Origin of the sequence: Streptomyces sp. H51 (assembly GCF_035656535.1) — a bacterium.
Lineage (GTDB): Bacteria > Actinomycetota > Actinomycetes > Streptomycetales > Streptomycetaceae > Streptomyces.
The window spans coordinates 1-16,762 of sequence record NZ_JAYMHD010000066.1 but is presented as its reverse complement, the minus strand read 5'-3'; the positions used below and the strand labels follow the sequence as shown (position 1 = coordinate 16,762).

14 protein-coding genes and 1 pseudogene are annotated in these 16,762 nt (G+C 73.3%); 8 read left to right on the top strand and 7 right to left on the bottom strand.

Annotated features, from left to right (window positions below):
• Window positions 1-30: 30 nt before the first annotated feature.
• A complete protein-coding gene (locus VKA29_RS22140) occupies window positions 31-528 on the top strand; it encodes a hypothetical protein (protein ID WP_324787649.1) in 498 nt (165 codons plus the stop codon).
• A 6-nt stretch (window positions 529-534) separates the two neighbouring features.
• Here VKA29_RS22140 and VKA29_RS22135 read toward each other — a convergent pair whose 3' ends face one another.
• Window positions 535-2,505, bottom strand: coding sequence for an N-acetylmuramoyl-L-alanine amidase (locus tag VKA29_RS22135; protein WP_324787648.1), 1,971 nt, complete (start codon window positions 2,503-2,505; stop codon window positions 535-537).
• A 334-nt stretch (window positions 2,506-2,839) separates the two neighbouring features.
• Window positions 2,840-3,973, bottom strand: a complete 1,134-nt coding sequence (locus tag VKA29_RS22130; RefSeq protein ID WP_324787647.1) for an aminoglycoside phosphotransferase family protein — start codon at window positions 3,971-3,973, stop codon at window positions 2,840-2,842.
• Between the two features lie 242 nt (window positions 3,974-4,215).
• Here VKA29_RS22130 and VKA29_RS22125 point away from each other — a divergent pair, with 242 nt between their 5' ends.
• Window positions 4,216-5,706, top strand: coding sequence for a hypothetical protein (locus VKA29_RS22125; RefSeq protein WP_324787646.1), 1,491 nt, complete (start codon window positions 4,216-4,218; stop codon window positions 5,704-5,706).
• A gap of 21 nt (window positions 5,707-5,727) precedes the next feature.
• Here VKA29_RS22125 and VKA29_RS22120 read toward each other — a convergent pair whose 3' ends face one another.
• Window positions 5,728-7,185 (bottom strand): PP2C family protein-serine/threonine phosphatase, encoded by a 1,458-nt coding sequence (locus VKA29_RS22120; RefSeq protein ID WP_324787645.1) that lies wholly within the window; start codon window positions 7,183-7,185, stop codon window positions 5,728-5,730.
• A gap of 276 nt (window positions 7,186-7,461) precedes the next feature.
• Between VKA29_RS22120 and VKA29_RS22115 the strand changes: the two genes are divergently transcribed.
• Window positions 7,462-7,875 (top strand): SsgA family sporulation/cell division regulator, encoded by a 414-nt coding sequence (locus VKA29_RS22115; RefSeq protein ID WP_324787644.1) that lies wholly within the window; start codon window positions 7,462-7,464, stop codon window positions 7,873-7,875.
• Between the two features lie 31 nt (window positions 7,876-7,906).
• Here VKA29_RS22115 and VKA29_RS22110 read toward each other — a convergent pair whose 3' ends face one another.
• Both VKA29_RS22110 and VKA29_RS22105 read right to left on the bottom strand, forming a co-directional pair.
• Window positions 7,907-9,007, bottom strand: a complete 1,101-nt coding sequence (locus VKA29_RS22110) for a chemotaxis protein (protein WP_324787643.1) — start codon at window positions 9,005-9,007, stop codon at window positions 7,907-7,909.
• Window positions 9,008-9,106: 99 nt separating this feature from the next.
• Window positions 9,107-9,553, bottom strand: a complete 447-nt coding sequence (locus VKA29_RS22105; RefSeq protein WP_324787642.1) for a PaaI family thioesterase — start codon at window positions 9,551-9,553, stop codon at window positions 9,107-9,109.
• 67 nt (window positions 9,554-9,620) lie between these two features.
• Between VKA29_RS22105 and VKA29_RS22100 the strand changes: the two genes are divergently transcribed.
• A complete protein-coding gene (locus VKA29_RS22100) occupies window positions 9,621-10,046 on the top strand; it encodes a MarR family winged helix-turn-helix transcriptional regulator (protein WP_324787641.1) in 426 nt (141 codons plus the stop codon).
• A gap of 32 nt (window positions 10,047-10,078) precedes the next feature.
• On the opposite strand, the gene VKA29_RS22095 is transcribed toward VKA29_RS22100, so the two are convergent.
• Window positions 10,079-11,653: an alpha/beta hydrolase gene (locus tag VKA29_RS22095; RefSeq protein WP_324787640.1), complete on the bottom strand. Its 1,575-nt coding sequence runs from the start codon at window positions 11,651-11,653 to the stop codon at window positions 10,079-10,081.
• A gap of 355 nt (window positions 11,654-12,008) precedes the next feature.
• Here VKA29_RS22095 and VKA29_RS22090 point away from each other — a divergent pair.
• Together VKA29_RS22090 and VKA29_RS22085 are read left to right on the top strand one after the other, a co-directional pair.
• A pseudogene (locus VKA29_RS22090) lies at window positions 12,009-12,671 on the top strand (GNAT family N-acetyltransferase).
• A 61-nt stretch (window positions 12,672-12,732) separates the two neighbouring features.
• Entirely contained in the window at window positions 12,733-13,653 is a 921-nt protein-coding gene (locus VKA29_RS22085; protein ID WP_324787639.1) for an NAD(P)-dependent oxidoreductase, read from the top strand.
• Between the two features lie 156 nt (window positions 13,654-13,809).
• Here VKA29_RS22085 and VKA29_RS22080 read toward each other — a convergent pair whose 3' ends face one another.
• Window positions 13,810-14,073, bottom strand: coding sequence for a GlsB/YeaQ/YmgE family stress response membrane protein (locus tag VKA29_RS22080; RefSeq protein WP_324787638.1), 264 nt, complete (start codon window positions 14,071-14,073; stop codon window positions 13,810-13,812).
• A gap of 280 nt (window positions 14,074-14,353) precedes the next feature.
• Between VKA29_RS22080 and VKA29_RS22075 the strand changes: the two genes are divergently transcribed.
• Both VKA29_RS22075 and VKA29_RS22070 read left to right on the top strand, forming a co-directional pair.
• Complete coding sequence (locus VKA29_RS22075) at window positions 14,354-15,805, top strand: hydrolase (protein WP_324787637.1); 1,452 nt, start codon at window positions 14,354-14,356, stop codon at window positions 15,803-15,805.
• Between the two features lie 100 nt (window positions 15,806-15,905).
• The gene (locus VKA29_RS22070) at window positions 15,906-16,481 is read left to right on the top strand and encodes a PadR family transcriptional regulator (RefSeq protein ID WP_324787636.1); all 576 of its coding nucleotides are present in this window, start codon (window positions 15,906-15,908) and stop codon (window positions 16,479-16,481) included.
• Window positions 16,482-16,762: the final 281 nt, after the last annotated feature.

Below are 16,762 nucleotides of genomic sequence, written 5' to 3'. Positions count from 1 at the left end.
GGACCGGCTCCGTGGCCGTACCATGGCGGCATGTCGTTCCTCCGCCGCCGCAGCGCCACCCCCGCCGGGCCCGACTTCGACGTTCTGGCCATGGACCCGGGCGACTGGCCCGGCAATCTCGGCGCCGGACTGCTGCCCGCCCCCGACGGCACCTGCCAGGGCGTCTTCCTGCGCTACGACCTGTTCGGCGGCCGCGGCCCCGCCATGATCATCGGCAACCTGCCCGAGGGCTCCCCGGCCCGCGAGGTCGCCGAGGGCGAGATCCCCTTCGAGGTGGCCCAGCTGCTCCTCGCCCTGGAGAACGACGAGGAGGTCACGGTCGTCGGCGTCGAGGACGTCCCGGTCATGCAGGGCGACAACCTGCTGATCGTGCGCCGCCTGAAGCTCTCCGAGAGCCGCATCTCCTGCGTGCAGTTCGACCGCAGCGACAACGTCCTGGTGACCATCGCCGCCTGGGACCGCCCGATCACCGACGACCTGTACGCCCTGCTGAAGCCGCTCCCGGCGGAGCTTTTCCAGCAGGGCTGAGACGGGTCACGAACCGGTCGGCACGACCCGCACGTCGGCGGCGCGCACGAACGCCACCCGGTGACCGAACTGGATCTCGTAGTAGAGGTCCTGGCCGGCCACCACCCGGTGGGAGTCGGTGGTGTAGGTGACGGCGTAGTAGTACTCGCCCGGCACCTCGTCACCGACCACGTACCGCTGTCCCCGAGGCAGGGTGTACGGCAGCGGCGCGACCGCCTGCGCCGGCACTCCCGCCGGGTAGGCCGACGCCTCCGGATAGGCACGCCCGTACACCGGGACGCTGTCCAGGCCGTCCTTGGGCGTGACGACCGGACCCGAGGCCGGCACCGCCGCCGGGTTCTGCCGCGGGTTCTTGAACCAGGCCTTCTGGCCGAGGTACCAGATCGCCGTCCAGTCGCCGTAGCGGTCCGCGACCGCGTACTGCTGGCCGGTGGAGACCCGGGATCCCACGTCGTTGACGTCGACGGTGGAGTCGGCGCCCTTGTGCAGGCCCACGTCCTTGATCAGCGCGGAGTTCTCGTCGTGGTCCGCGTACAGCCGCACCTCGCTGGAGCCGTGCGCCGCGCAGGGCTCGCCCTTGGTGACGCAGCCGGTGTACACGGGCTGGTTGGCCGCGTAGTCGGGCAGGACCGTCACCAGGCCGCCGTCCTCGTCGGCGGTGGGCCGGAAGGGGTGCCCGAGCAGCGCGAAGTAGTGCCGCCAGTCCCAGTACGGGCCCGGGTCGGTGTGCATTCCGGGGACGGTCGACGTGGTCGGGCCGGGCACGTTGTCGTGGCCGAGGATGTGCTGCCGGTCCAGCGGGATGCCGTACTTCGCCGCGAGGTACCTCACCAGCCGCGCCGACGACCGGTACATCGCCTCCGTGTACCAGGCGTCCGGTGAGGCGAGGAAGCCCTCGTGCTCCAGGCCGATCGACTTGGCGTTGACGTACCAGTTGCCCGCGTGCCAGGCCACGTCCTTCGCCTTCACGTGCTGGGCGATGTGACCGTCCGTGGAGCGCAGCGTGTAGTTCCACGACACGTACGTCGGGTCCTGCACCAGGTTCAGGACGCCGTCCCAGGCGCCCTCGGTGTCGTGGATGACGATGTACCTGATGCGCTGGGAGGCGGGCCGGTCGCCCAGGTCGTGGTTGCCGTAGTCGCCGTCCCCGAACTCCTCGTACGGCGCCGGGATCCACTCGCAGGACACCGACTTCGGGCACTCGGTGCCGGCCGCGGACACCGTGCGCAGACCCGTCTCGCCGAGCTGCGCGGTGTCGGGGGCCACGCCGGGCCGGGCGGCGAGCACGACCCGCTGCCCGGCGTCCGTGGTGCGCTCCTCGCCGGTGCGCAGCACGTCGTAGACGTCGTCGGCGTAGGCGGCCGCCGTCGCCGTGTCGTCCGCGCCCGAGAAGCGGGCCACCGCCCCGTACCAGTCGCCCGGGTCGGCACTGAGCGGCTCGCCGAGGTCCTGCTGCGCGGCGGCCAGCAGCGCGGCGCCGCCGACCACGTTGGCCTCCTCGTCGGTGCGCAGCGTCTCCGCCGGGATGCCGGTCAGCTCGGCCGCCCTGGGCAGCGTCTTCAGGCGGGCCGGGAGTCCGGAGTCCGCGGGCACCCCGGTGCGGGGGTGCAGGGCCGGGCGGGCGCTGTCGCCGCGGGCGTCCTCGGTGCCCTCGCTGTGGTGCGGGGCCCCGGCGAGGGCGGTGCGCGCGTCGGTGAGGTGCATCGGGCCGTAGCCGCCGGTCACGCTCGGCGCCCCGCCGTGGGCGTCCCAGCGCGACTGCAGGTAGGAGACGGCCAGCAGCACGCTCTGCGGGACGTGGTACTCGGCGGACGCGTCCGCGAACGCCTGTTGCAGCCGGTCCGCGGAGGGCTGCGCCTGGGACGGGGCCGCGCCCAGCAACGGGAGCAGCAGCGCCGCGCAGGCGAGCGCGCCGGCGGTGGCGCGGGCGCGTCTGTGACCGGGCGCGGGTATGGGGGCGGGGGCGGATCCTCGCAATGCGGCCTCCTGGGAAGGACGAGCGTGGCGGGGCGTGCGGGCCGAGCGGTCCGTCAGTGGTACCCGCTGTCCGACGATCCGTCAATCATGCCCAGGGACTGGGGAATTCGCGTGTCGACGCGAGGAGGGGAAGGTTTCGCGGCGGTGGCGCGCGGGCCTGCGGGGCAACAGTGGAGTAGACCAATGTGGTCGGTGTGAGGAGCCCGCGCGCGAAGGCCCGTGGCCGTCGGCGTATACCGCGGTATACGCCCGGCCAGGAGCCCCGCGCACGCGAAGGCCCGTGGCGCACCCCTCGAAGGATTTCCAGGGGTGCGCCACGGGCCTTCGCCCGGTTTCAGCGGGTGCCGACCGCCGCGCGTACGGCCCGCCGGGCCAGCTGGCAGTCGTCGTGCAGCCGCCTGAGGACCAGCCGCCGCTCCTCGCCGGACGGCATGGCGCCGGGATGGGCCGCTGTCGGCGCCGCCTCGTGCATCGACCGCTGCACGGCCGTCTCGTAGGTCCGGATCTCCCGGGTCAGCACGAGCATCAGGTTCACCAGGAACGCGTCGCGGGAGGCCGGCCCCGCGGACTGCGCGAGCTGGCTGATCTGGCGGCGGGCCACCGGGGCGTCGCCGAGCACGGACCACAGCGTCGCCAGGTCGTAGCCCGGCAGGTACCAGCCCGCGTGCTCCCAGTCCACCAGCACCGGACCGGCCGGGGAGAGGAGGATGTTCGACAGCAGGGCGTCCCCGTGGCAGAACTGGCCCATGCCCTGCCGGCCCGCCGCGTGCGCGATGCCGTGCAGCAGCTTCTGCAGGTCGCCCATGTCCCGGTCGGTCAGCAGGCCCAGCTCGTGGTACCGGGCGATGCGGGCCGCGTAGTCGAGCGGGGCGTCGAAGGTGCCCGCCGGGGGCCTCCAGGCGTTCAGCCGGCAGACCGCGCCGAGCGCGGCCCTGATGTCCGCGCGCGGCGGGGCCTCTGCCGGGTGCCGCTGGAGTGCCGCCACCCGTCCCGGCATCCGCTCGATCACCAGGGTGCAGCTGTCCGGATCCGCCGCGATCAGTCTCGGAACGCGCACCGGTGGCCGGTTCCGGACGAACGAGCGGTATGCGGCTATTTCGTGGCGGATACGCTCCGCCCGGGCGGGGGAGTGGTCCAGTAAGCACTTGGCGACCGCCGTGCTGCGTCCGGTCGTGCCGACCAGGAGCACGGACCGCCCGCTGCGGCGCAGCACCTGGACCGGGGCGAACTCCGGGCAGATCCGGTGCACCGACGCGATCGCCGAGCGCAGCTGACCACCCTGGGGGCCGGACAGGTCGAGCCTCCCGCTGAGCGGTTGGGTGCCGATCCCCGGGGGGCGTCGCGTCCGGCCCGCGCCGAGCGCGGGAGCCGGCCGGCGCGCGGCGGGGTCGAGGTAGGGGCCGCCGGTCCCCGGGCGGGGAAGTAACGGCCGGGGCGGGGCGGACACGGAGGACGATGCTGCGTACATGTGCTGGACAGATCCCTTCGTGTGCCTGCGACTTCTGTGCGCCGCCCGGCCCGGCGGCCCGGACCCACCTGGGGAATGGGTCCGTACGAGCGACGGCTGCCGGGTCGGGATGGCGCGTTCCTACCTGACACCCGATGCGCCGTGGCACACCATCTGGCGCACCCTGGCGAACCCTGGCGAATAGTCGCCCGGCATGTCTCCCGGGGCTACTGTCAACTCAGCCGAGAACCTGGGGGCTTGACGTGAGCGGACAACCCAACACCCGTCTGGCGGACCTGTTCGGCCTGGCCGGCTGGTCCAAGGGCGAACTCGCGAGGCTGGTCAACCGGCAGGCGGCGGCCATGGGCCACCCCCAGCTGGCGACCGACACCTCCCGGGTGCGGCGTTGGATCGACACGGGAGAGATCCCGCGCGATCCGGTGCCGCGGGTGCTGGCGGCTCTGTTCACCGAGCGTCTCGGCCGTGTCGTGACCATCGAGGACCTCGGTCTGGTCCGGCACGGGCGTGCGGGGAAACGGCAGCACGGCGGGAGCGCGGAACATCCCGACGGCGTGCCGTGGGCGCCCGAACGGACCGCCGAGGTCCTCACCGAATTCACGGGAATGGACCTCATGCTCAACCGACGCGGCTTGGTGGGCGCGGGTGCCGCGCTCGCCGCGGGATCATCGCTCAGCAACGCCATGCACGACTGGCTCCGCACCGATCCGGCCCTCAGGGCCGACACCCCCCGATCCGACCATCCCCTGCACGCCGACCCCGCCGGGTTCGACCGCTACGAGGCCGCCCCCATCGGGTCGCAGGAGATCGAGGAACTGGAGGGCTCGGTCGAGGTGTTCCGGGCCTGGGACGCGGCTCGCGGCGGCGGGCTGCAACGCAAGGCGGTCGTGGGCCAGCTCAACGAGGTGGGCGGCATGCTCGCCTACCGTCACCCCGACCATCTCCAGCGGCGCCTGTGGGGCGTCGCGGCCAACCTCGCCGTCCTCGCGGGCTGGATGTCGCACGACGTCGGCCTGGAGCCCACGGCCCAGAAGTACTTCGTCATCGCCGCCCATGCGGCAAGAGAGGGCGGTGACCGGCCGCGCGCCGGGGAGGCGCTGTCCCGGGCGGCCCGCCAGATGGTGCACCTGGGCCGGCCCGACGACGCACTGGATCTGATGAAGCTCGCCAAGTCCGGCTCCGGCGACGAGGTGCTGCCCCGCACCAAGGCGATGCTCTTCACCATCGAGGCCTGGGCCCAGGCCTCGATGGGCAAGGGCCAGGCGATGCGCCGCACCCTCGGGCAGGCGGAGGACCTCTTCGTCTCCGACAAGGGCGACGTGCCGCCGCCGAGCTGGATGCAGATGTTCAAGGAGGAGGACCTGTACGGCATGCAGGCCCTGGCCTACCGTACGCTGGCGGAGTTCGATCCCTCGGCGGCCGTGCACGCGCAGCACTACGCGGAGAAGGCCCTGGCCCTGCGGGTGGACGGGCGGCAGCGGTCGAAGATCTTCGACTTCCTGTCGATGGCCTCCGCGTGCTTCATCGCGGACGACCCCGAACAGGCGGACCGGTACGCGCGCCTGGCCCTGATGTCGATGGGATCCAACTCCTCCCACCGCACCTGGGACCGGCTGCGGCAGATGTACCGGCTCACCGCCGAGTACTCCGGCTACCCGAGGATCAACGAGCTGCGGGAGGAGATCCGGCTGGCGCTGCCGAAGCAGGCGAAGGGGGGTGACAGCGCCCCGGCGTAGGAGGACCGGTGCCGTCTACGGTCATCCGATCACCCTGGCCACGAGCACGCACGCGTCGTCCTCGCGCTCCCTCCCGCCGAACTCCTCCACGACCAGCCGCACGCAGTCCTGCGCGGTGCGTGCCTCGGCGAACCGGGGGGCCAGGCCGAGCAGCGGGTTCCGGGCCGCCGTTCCTGCTCCGCCGTCGGCTTCGGCCGCGCGGGGGGCACCGCTGTGGCCGGGCACCAGCCCGCCGGTGTACAGCAGGAGCACGTCGCCCGCGTCGAGGGCCTCCTCGGCCTGCCCGTAGACGGCACCCGAGGTCGCGCCGAGCGGGACGCCGTGCGGTGCCGGCAGCCCCCGCCCCGTCCCGCCGCGGTACAGCAGCGGGGCGGGGTGTCCTGCCTGCGCCCAGGTCAGTGTGCGGGTCTCCGGCCGGTAGCGGCAGCAGACGGCGCTGCCCAGGGCGGGCTGGACGGTGGCGTCGAGCAGCTGGTTGAGGCAGGACATCAGCCGGCCGGGCGCGGTGCCGACCGTGGCCATCCCGCGTACCGCGCCGAGCAGCGTGGCCATGCCCGAGGTCGCGGCCACGCCGTGCCCGGTCAGGTCGCCCACGCTCAACAGCGTCTCTCCGCCGGGCAGTTCCAGCGCGTCGTACCAGTCTCCGCCGATCGGGGCGCCGGCCGCGGACGGCAGGTACCGGGCGGCCAGGTCCAGGGTCCCGGGCCCGCGGTGCGGGAGCCGCAGGGAGCCGCGCCACGGCGGCAGCACGGCCTCCTGCAGCTCGACCGCAAGCCGGTGCTCGGTCTGCTCGCGCTGCCGGTGGTGCCGGAGCGAGTCACGGGTCTCGCTCACCGCCCGCCGGCGGCGGCGCAGTTCACTGACGTCGCGCAGGACGGCCCACATCGAGGCCGTGCCGCCGTCGGTGTCGAGCACCGGCTCGCCCATCATGTGCACGGTGCGTACCTCGCCGTCCGGGCGCACCACGCGGAACTCGCCGTCGATCGGCTTGGCGTCGACGAGGCACTCGGTGACCATCGCGGTCAGTATCGGCCGGTCCTCGTCGAGCACCAGGGCGGGCAGCTCGTCGAGGGTGAGCGGGGGAGTGCCGGGGTCGCGGCCCAGGATCCGGTACAGCTCCGCGGACCAACTGGCCCGGTCCGTCAGCAGGTTCCACTCCGCGCTGCCCACCCTGCTGAGCAGCGAGCCGCCGTCGGGCGGGGGCGGCGCGGCGGCCGACGGCTCGGGCACGGGGGAGGGGGCCGGGTGGCCGTCCCGCAGTTGCGCCAAGTGGGCCCCGAGATCGTCCAGTTGGTGCAGTGCGAGGTCGCACAGCGCCCGCTGCCAGCGCTCCTGCGGGTCCGATCCGTCGCCGTGGGTGTCCCGTCGTACGGCGTCCACGTCTCCCTTGAGCCGCCGCATCTGCGATATGAGCGCGTCCACCGAGCCGCGTCCGGGCGGCTGGGCGGCGGGGCGGTCCGCAGAGAGATGGGACGGCATGACGCACTCCGATGCGGGGACGGTACGGCCGGGGACGGACGGAGGGACCGTTACGACTGTTGCACAGCCCGCGACGCGCTGTAAGGGATTTGGCAACACCCGATCCGGTGGTGCTTCTGGCATATGCCACCGTCTTCGCGGGCGGGTCGGCCGAATCGGAAGTGACGGAGGTCACATCAATTGGTGGGGGCTCCGGTGTAATGCAAACGGCACCTGCGAGGTCGTAACACCACACGGCAATCCGGCCGACCTCCGACCCGCAGGGGAGACCGACCCATGGACATCACCCTCGAGCAGCCCGCCCGCGGTCGCCTGATCACCGCGGACGAGCAGGAACTCCCCGTCCCGGCCACGCTCCGCTACACCTCCGGGGACCCGCTGGCGGTGCACGTCGACTTCCCGCCCGAGGTCTCCCTCGACGGCACGGGGGTCACCTGGACCTTCGCCCGCAGCCTCCTGGAGGAGGGGCTGTACGGGCCGGCGGGCGGCGGGGACGTGCACCTGTGGCCGTGCGGCCGGGCCCGCACGGTGCTGGAACTGCACTCGCCGTACGGTCTGGCCCTGCTGCAGTTCGACACGCCCGCGCTCAGCCGGTTCCTGCTGCGCACGTACGCCGTCGTGGCGGCCGGCCAGGAGGACGTCGGCGAGGCCGTCGACCGGGGGCTGAGCACGTTGTTCGGCAACGTCTGAGGCCGGGCCGGCCGCGCCCCGGGGCGCGGCCTCAGTACCGCAGCACCCCGGCGATCCCCGCGGCATCGCCCAGGGTGCCGTCCGGCACGAAGTGGACCTCCGCGCCGGTCTCCAGGCACTGCTCGACGATCTCGTCCACGATGTCCTCACGGGCGTCCAGGTCGCCGCTCGCGGCGGGGACCAGATGGTCGCCGTCGGTGTCCCGCACGGTCACGCGGTAGTCCTCCTCGACGACGAGCAGGCGTACCCGGCCCTCGCGCGCGTTCTGCCACACCTCGTCGACACCGGCCGCGAACGTCTTGCGGCCCTTCGCCGTCACCAGCTCCCGGGCCAGCGCGTCGGTGCTCCTGGCCTCGTTGTCGGCGACGATCGGCTGCACCGCCTGCCACACGGCGTCCGGGCTGCCGTGCGCGAGGCCCCCGTGGGGGGCGTGCACGGCCTCCTTGGCCACGCCGCCGGCCTCGTCCAGGACCGCCAGAGCGGCCGGTTCGCCGGTGACGTACAGCGGTCGCGGCTGTTCGCGCAGCAGCCTGCCCATGGCGGCGTCGGCCTCGCGCAGGAAGTGGCGGGTGTCCTCGTCGCGGTAGGTGCTCGGCATGTCGCCGATCCGCTCCTGCCGCTCGGCGTCGAAGTTCACCGGGCGCCTGGTCAGGGGGAAGCCGTCGTCCCGGTGCTCCACGACGCGGTTCGCGCCGCCGCTCCACAGCGTGACGCGGTCGGCGGAGACCGCCAGCACCCAGAACGGGCGGGCCGCGGCGTGCGCGGAGACGAGGTTGCGGGTCAGGAAGGTGTCCGACAGCACCACCCGCTCCGGCACGGAGCGGGCGAGCGCCCACACCTGGTGCTCGCCCGGGGCGGCGAAGATCGCCAGACCGTCCTCGGCGCGCGACAGGTCCACCTCGGACAGTGCCAGGTCGAGCTGGTGCGTCACGTCGGTGCGCCGTTCCCGGGTGACCGCGGGATCGGATTCCAGCTGCCTCCTGGCCTCGGCCACGGCGTTGCGCAGCCGGACCCGGTCCTGCGCGTCCACCGGCCCGCGGCGCCGATGCGTGGGCGTCAGCACGGACACGGCCGGATAGGGGCGGGGACGGCGCAGCTCGGACAGGGACGCGGGGCTCAGGTCGTGCTCCATGACAGCACGATAGGTCCGTTTCGCGAATCGGGCATCAGGGGCGGTCCGGGGCGAAATGGTCGGTCCGTCTCGAGCTGCTCCCCCGCGTGTCGGTCCGTCTCAGGCCGGTCCGCGGCCGGGCGGGTCCGCGGGGCCGGTCACCGAGACGGTCCCCTGGGCCACGGCGCACAGCGTCTCGACGCCCGCCACGTCGGTCGTGAGCAGGTCGCACCGGCACACGACGCGGGTCCGCCCGGCCCGTACCACCCGGGCGTGCGCGCGCAGGGTCTCACCGGTGGCGGGCCGCAGGTAGTCGATGGTGAATCCGGCGGTGATCAGTCCGCTGCCGGCGACCGACCCCGCGGCGAAGGTCAGCGCGTTGTCCGCCGCGTACGCGAGCACTCCGCCGTGGACGAAGCCGTACTGCTGCAACAGCTCCTCGCGGATGTTCAGTTCGAGCGTCGCCTCGCCCTCGCCGAACGCCGTCAGGCGGGCGCCGAGCAGCGCGCTGAAGGGCTGGGCCGCCAGCGTCTCGCGGGCCGGCTCCAGGCCGAGGGTTCCAGGCACGTGCGCTCCTCACTTCATCAGTGAAGTGAGAGTGGCGCGGACCGGCCGGGTCTGTCAAGATCGGCCCATGTCCGAGCCCGACCAGCGCCTGTTCTTCCTGTTGCAGCGGGCGGCGCACCGGCTGCGCACCACGGCGGACCGGCGCTGCCTGGCGGCCGCCGGGGTCACCACCGCCCAGCTCGGCGCGCTGTTCGCGGTCCACGACCGGCCCGGCGCCACCCAGCAGGAACTCGCCCGCACCCTCGGCCTGCGCGAATCCGCCGTCACCGGACTCGTCGGGCGGCTCACCACGGCGGGTCTGCTGCACAAGCGGGCGCATCCCCGCGAACACCGTGCGGTGGTCCTGGAGTTGAGCGACCGAGGGCACGCCGCCCTGCGGGCCGCGCAACCGGAGATCGACCGCTTCAACGCCGAACTGCGGGGCCTGCTCGGTGACGACGGCTTCCTCCGGACCGCCGGCGCCCTGGACCGCCTCGCGCACTGGGAGCCCTGACGCCCACCCCTCGGCGAGTGACCGCGGTTTGCTCAGTCGTCGTGCTCCGAAGCGCAGGAACTGCCGTCGGCCGGCAGGGAGCCGTACAGCAGGAACGCGTCGACCTTGCGGTGCACGCACTCGGCGGAGGCGTAACCGGTGTGCCCCTCGCCCCTGTTGTCCAGCACGACGGCCGAGGAGCCGAGCCGCCGCGCCGTCTCCACCGTCCACCGGTACGGCGTCGCCGGGTCGCCCCGGGTGCCGACCAGGAGCATCTTCGGGGTCCGGACGTCGTGCACCTCCTCGCGGATGAAGTCGGTGCCCCGGGGACGGCCGTAGCACATCAGCACCTCGGTGAGCCGGTAGCGGCCGAACACCGGCGACGCCTCCTCGTACCGGGCGCGCAGCCGGCCGAGGTCCCGGGTGATGCGGCCGGCGGTCGGACGGTCGGGGTCGTCCGCGCAGTTGACCGCCATCAGCGCCGCCGGGAGGTTGTCGACGGGCACGTCCTCCTCGTCGACCAGCCCGCTGTGGTGCGCCTTCCGGGCGGGAACGGCCGTTCCGGCGGAGGCGAAGCCCATGACGGCGCGCGTGTCACCGTCCTCCAGCAGATCGGCCAGCGCGCGCTCCAGGGACGGCCACAACCGCCTGCTGTAGAGGGCCTGACCGATGGCGCCCGCGAGATCCTGCCCGGTGAAGCCGCCGCCGAGGCCCGTCGGCACCGGGTTCCGGTCCAGCGACCGGACGAGCCGCACCACCTGCTCACGGGCGGCGCGCGGATCCTGGCCGAAGGGGCAGGCGACGTCCTCCGTGCACCAGGTGATGAAGTCCTCCAGCGCCCTCTGCTGCCCCTCGGCGCCCGCCACCCCCTGCTCGGCCAGCGGCTCGGTCAGCGTGTCGACACCGTCGAGCACCAACCGCCCCACCTTTCCGGGGAACTGCGCGGCGTACACCGCGCCGAGCCGGGTCCCGTAGGAGAAACCGAGGTAGTTGAGCTTCCTGTCGCCGACGGCCTGGCGTATCACGTCCAGGTCGCGCGAGGCGTTCACCGTGCCGATGTGGCGCAGCACGGGCCCGGAGTTGCGCGCGCATGCGGCGGCTGCCTTCCGCAGCAGTTCCAGCCCGGCTTTCGGATCGCTGACGTCCGTGTCCGCGTCGAGTGCGGCGGCGGCCTCCTCGGAGCCGTTGCCGCAGCTGACCGGCGAGGATCTGCCGACACCGCGCGGATCGAAGGCGACCACGTCGTAACCGTTCGTCAGCCCCATGAACTCCTTGGCGCCGGAGGCGAGTTCGTTGACGCCCGGGCCGCCCGGGCCGCCGAAGTTCAGCACGACCGAGCCCCGCTTCTTCCCCGTAGCCCGGTAGCGGGCGAGGGCCAGGTCCAGCGTCCCCGCCCCGGGCCTGGCGTAGTCGAGGGGCACGGTGACCCTGCCGCACTCCAGGTCCGCGGGCATGTCCGGCCCGTCGCACCTGGACCAGGCGACCTTCTGGGCGTAGAACCGGGTCAGGTCGGGGCCGGCGCCGTCGGAGGCCGCCGCGGGCAGGCCCGCACCGAGCAGGGCCAGGCCGACGGCGCCGGTGAGCGCGCGGCACGGGACGGCGGACCGCCTCGACAGCTTGGCCACCATCCATGCCTCCAGGGAACCGTCGCGGACCGGTGGAACGGCGCCCCTCGCTCACGATAAGCGGATGCCGCGGGCCCCGCCTCCGGACGAGCGCCCCGGCCCCGGCCACCCGCGGAGCCTCCCCGCCGCCCCGTGGCGCGCCACGCCGCCGGATGGCCGGGCCGGCCCGTTCCGGGGTGCCCCGGCCCAAACGCGGAGCCGCATCGGCCGCGTCCGGGCCCGCCTCGACCGCCCCGCCCGCGACCGTGACCGGCGGTGCGCGCCCATCTCGCCGCGGACCGGCAGGGCGACGGCGAGGGCGCCGCGGCCCCGCGTAAAGCCGTCGCCGCCGGACACCGCTCGATGCTGGGGTGACCGTATGGACCGCTCCCCGGTATCCGCGCTCCACGACCGCCGCATGCGCGAAGGGGCCCGGCCGGACGGCCCGGACGGCCCGGACGCCCGCGTGGAGCGGGCCGGCGCCGTCGTCCGGCAAGGCCGCCCCGGCACAGGGTCGCAACGGCGTCCTCCGGTCCGGTCCGGACACCGCGGGCGCGGACCCGGCGATCGCCGGGCAGATCGCGTACTTCACCGGTCTGGGACGCGTGTTCGAGTGGAAGTTGTACGGGCACGATCTGCCGGTGGACCTCGGCCGGCGGCCGAGGGGAGCGGGGTTCGCGCCCCGGCCCGAGGAGACGCTGACGACCGCCGAAGCGGCGGACCTCGACCTCGGCGCCGAACCGCCCGCGACGATCGTCGCCGTGGTGGCGCTCGCCGGTGACGAGCCGGTGAGCGCCACCCGCATGGAGTCGTGCCCGGCACCGGGTTCGCCGGCCTGTGGGGCGGCGGCACCGGCGAGGCGTGACGCGGCCGCGGTGTCCACCGGGCCCTGATCGCCCACCGGGCCCGGGCCGCCGTCGGGCGCGGACACCGCTACCTCCATGCCGACGCCTCCGGCCGGAGCCGCCCGGCCTTGGAACACCTCGGCTTCGAGCCACTGACCACGACCACCCCGTACACGTACACACCGCCTGCCGCCTGACGCGGTTCGTCCGGCACGGGGGCGACGTCACATCCGCGGCCGTTCGGTCCGTCGCAGGGGCATGACTACGAACAGCGAGAACCAGCGCGTCCTCCTGGCCGGCGCGAGCGGCGTCCTCGGCCGGCACATCGCCCGGGCCCTGACCGAGGCGGGCCACGAGGTGACCGGGCTCGGACGGGGGCCCGCGAACGACGTCCGCGCCGACCTCCTGGACCGCGAAGCGGTGCTGCGCGCGGTCGCCGGACGGCGCTTCGACACCGTGATCCACGCGGCGACAGCCCTGCGCAAGGCGCCCGTGCGCCACCGCGACATGTACGCCACCGACGCACTGCGCACCGAGGGCACGGCCCATCTGGTCGAGGCCGCGCAGGCCACGGGTGCCCGCCGTTTCGTGAGCGAGTCGATGGTCTTCGGCCACGGCTACGGGGACTTCGGCGACCGTCCCCTCACCGAGGACGACGACTTCGGGCCGCACGGCACCACGCCGGAACTGGAACGGCACCTCGCGGGCATGCGCGTCAAGGAACGGCTCACCTTCTCGGCGGCCGGTCTGGAGGGCATCGCCCTGCGCTTCGGCCTGTTCTACGGGCCGGGCGGCACCGACGCCCTGCTGCCGCTGCTGCGCAAGCGGCGGCTGCCCGTCCCCGACGACCACGGCCGGGTCCTGCCATGGGTGGAGCTCACCGACGCGGCGCGCGCGGTGGTGGCGGCGGTGGAACGCGGCCGTCCCGGCCGGGCGTACCACGTCGCGGACCGCACCCCGCTCGGGTTCCGCGCCCATCTCCTGTGCGTGGCGGAGCGGTTCGGGCTGCCGAGGCCGATGAAGGTGCCGCTGTGGCTGCTGCGTCCGATGTCGTACGCGCACGCCGTGATGTCGACGGACCTGCGGGTCTCCACGGCCAAGGCGGAGCGGGAACTGGGCTGGAGCCCCGCCCACCCGTCTGCGCGCGAGGGTCTGGCGGCCCTGGCCCAGGCCGGCTGAGCGGCCGACGTGAACCGGACGTCGGGCAGTCCGTGGCCGGTCGTCAGCGGGCCGTCGGCCCGCGGCCGGGCGGCGGCCCGCCTGTTCGGGCCCGCCCGCCCGTCCGCCGGCGTGTCCGCGGCACGCCCGCAAGGGTCTGCCGCGTGCCCGGGGCCGTCAGCGGTGTACCCGCGACCGGTCCAGCGCGGCGATGCCCAGCGCGGCCAGGGCGATCTGAATGAGCCACTCGATCCAGTCCACGCCGCTCGTCTCGGCGACGCCGAGCGCGTTCGCGATCGCGGACCCGATCAGCGCGGCCACGATGCCCACGACGATCGTCAGCAGGATGCCGATGCGCTGGCGGCCGGGCAGCACGAGGCGGCCCAGAACGCCGATGACGATGCCGATCACGATGGCACTGATGATGCCTGAGATCTCCATTCTCCACCCCATTTCTTCAAGGTTCCCGCACAGTGCTCATGCCCCCTCGCGCCCCGTACAGTCCGCTCGAGTTCAACCGCCGGCCAACGCTGGGTCAATCTTGGGGTGCAGCATTCCGGAGGCGTTGTTCAGCCATCCTCTTGCCATGTACGGTTCAAAAGATCGCTCGCACGGGTGCCGTGCGACCGGTTGTCTACGCGCGCAGACGCCCCCTGCGTCTACGCGCGTAGTTCCGGCCCCCGCACCGCTTCGTCCCCGACTCCCCACGGAGGTATGCCGGATGCTCGGACACAGCAGGTTCCGCCACAGACTCACCACGTCCCTCGCCGCACTGGGCCTCCTCACCGCGGGCGTCGCCGTGCAGGCCACGGCCACCGCCACGCCCGCCCACGCGGCCACCACCCACCGCGTTCTGTTCGACAACGCCCACGCCGAGACGGCCGGCAACGCCGACTGGATCATCTCCACCAGCCAGCCCGACCCGCTCGGCCAGAACTCCTCCCCGTCCGCCGAGACCGACTGGACCGGCGCGCTGTCCTCCTGGGGCGTCGCCCTGCAGAAGACCGGCGGCTACAGCCAGAAGACCCTGCCCTCGGGCTCCAGCCTCAGCTACGGCGGCTCCTCCGGCACCGACCTGTCGAACTTCGACACGCTGGTCCTGCCGGAGCCCAACACCCTCTTCACCGCCGCCGAGAAGACGGCGATCATGAACTTCGTCAAGAACGGCGGCGGGCTGTTCATGATCTCCGACCACACCGGCGCCGACCGCAACAACGACGGTTACGACGCGGTCGAGATCTTCAACGACCTGATGAGCAACAACAGCGTCGACTCCACCGACCCGTTCGGCTTCTCCGTCGACTCGCTCAGCATCAGCTCCGACTACCCGAAGGCCATCAGCGACAGCACCGACCCCGTGCTGCACGGCTCGTTCGGCAACGTCACCAAGAGCCTGATCGCCAGCGGCACCACCGCCACCCTGAAGCCGGCGGACAACCCCTCCGTCAAGGGCCTGCTGTACCGCACCGGCTACTCCGGCAACACCGGCGCGTTCTTCGCCACCAGCACCTTCGGCAGCGGCCGCGTCGCCTTCTGGGGCGACAGCTCGCCCATCGACGACGGCACCGGCCAGTCCGGCAACACCCTCTACGACGGCTGGAACGACTCCGGCGCGACCAACGCCGCGCTCGCCCTGAACGCCACCGCGTGGCTGGCCGGCGCGGGCACCAGCAGCGGTGGCGGCGGCGGCTCCGGCACCTGCACCGCCGCCCAGCTGCTCGGCAACAACGGCTTCGAGTCGGGCGCCACCACGTGGAGTTCCAGCAGCGGCGTCATCACCAACTCCACCGGTGAGCCGGCCCGTACGGGTTCCTACTACGCATGGCTGAACGGCTACGGCTCCGCCAACACCGACACCCTCTCCCAGTCGGTGACCGTCCCGTCCGGCTGCACCACCGTCACCCTGAGCTTCTACCTGCACGTCGACACGGCGGAGACCACCACCAGCACGGCCTACGACACGCTCAAGGTCCAGGTGCTCAACAGCTCCGGAACGGTCCTGGGCACCCTGGCGACGTACTCCAACCTCAACGCCGCCGGCGGTTACACGCAGCGCAGCTTCAGCCTGGCGAGCTACGCCGGCCAGACCGTCACCCTGAAGTTCACCGGCACCGAGGGCTCGACCCTCCAGACGTCGTTCGTCATCGACGACACGGCGCTGAACGTCAGCTGACCCGCCGGGGCCCTGCCCGGTTCCGCCGCGGACCGGCCAGGGCCCCACGGGCCCCCGACGGCCGCCCCTGCGCTGATCAACGCGGTGTTAATTTGGGGCAATGGCATTGCGCAACGCTGTGATGGCCGCGCTCCTGGAGGGCGAGGCATCCGGGTACGACCTCGCGAAGGGCTTCGAGGCATCGGTCGCCAACTTCTGGATGGCCACCCCGCAGCAGCTCTACCGCGAGCTGGAGCGCATGGAGAGCGAGGGACTGGTCTCCGCGCGGGTCGTGCAGCAGCAGCGGCGCCCCAACAAGCGGCTCTACTCGCTCACCGACGCCGGTCTCGCGGTGCTCCGCGACTACGTCGCCGACGTCCCCGCCCGGCCGACGGCCATCCGGGACGAGCTGATGGTCAAGGTCCAGTGCGTCGACATCGGCGACACCGGCGACGTCGAGGCCGTACGGGCCGCCGTCGTCGAGCGCATGGAGCGGTCCGCCGCCAAGCTCGCCCGCTACGAGCGCCTGCAGGAACGCCTCCTGGCCGGGCGCGACGAGGACGACTACTTCGCCACCGCCGAACGCATCGGCCCCTACCTCACCCTGCTGGGCGGCCTCGCCCTCGAACGGGCCAACGTCGAGTGGGCGCGCACCGCCCTGCGCCGCCTCGAACAGCGGGCGGCCGCACTGCGCTGAGGCCGCCCCGCCCCACCGATCCGGGGTGCCGGCGGCCCTCCGGTGCGCTGCCCGGACGTCCTGCTCGACCGGGCTCCGGGCACCGAGGACCGCCGGCGGCGCCAGCTTCTCGGCCGCCTCGGTGCCGGACCGGACGGCCCGACCGGGGGCCGCTTCGACGCCGAGGGCACGCTGCCCCGGTGAGCCGCCCCCGAGCCGGCCGGCTCAGCCCTTGCGGGTGTTGATCTCCTCGGTGAGCTGGGGGACGACGTCGAAGAGGTCGCCGACGACGCCGTAGTCGA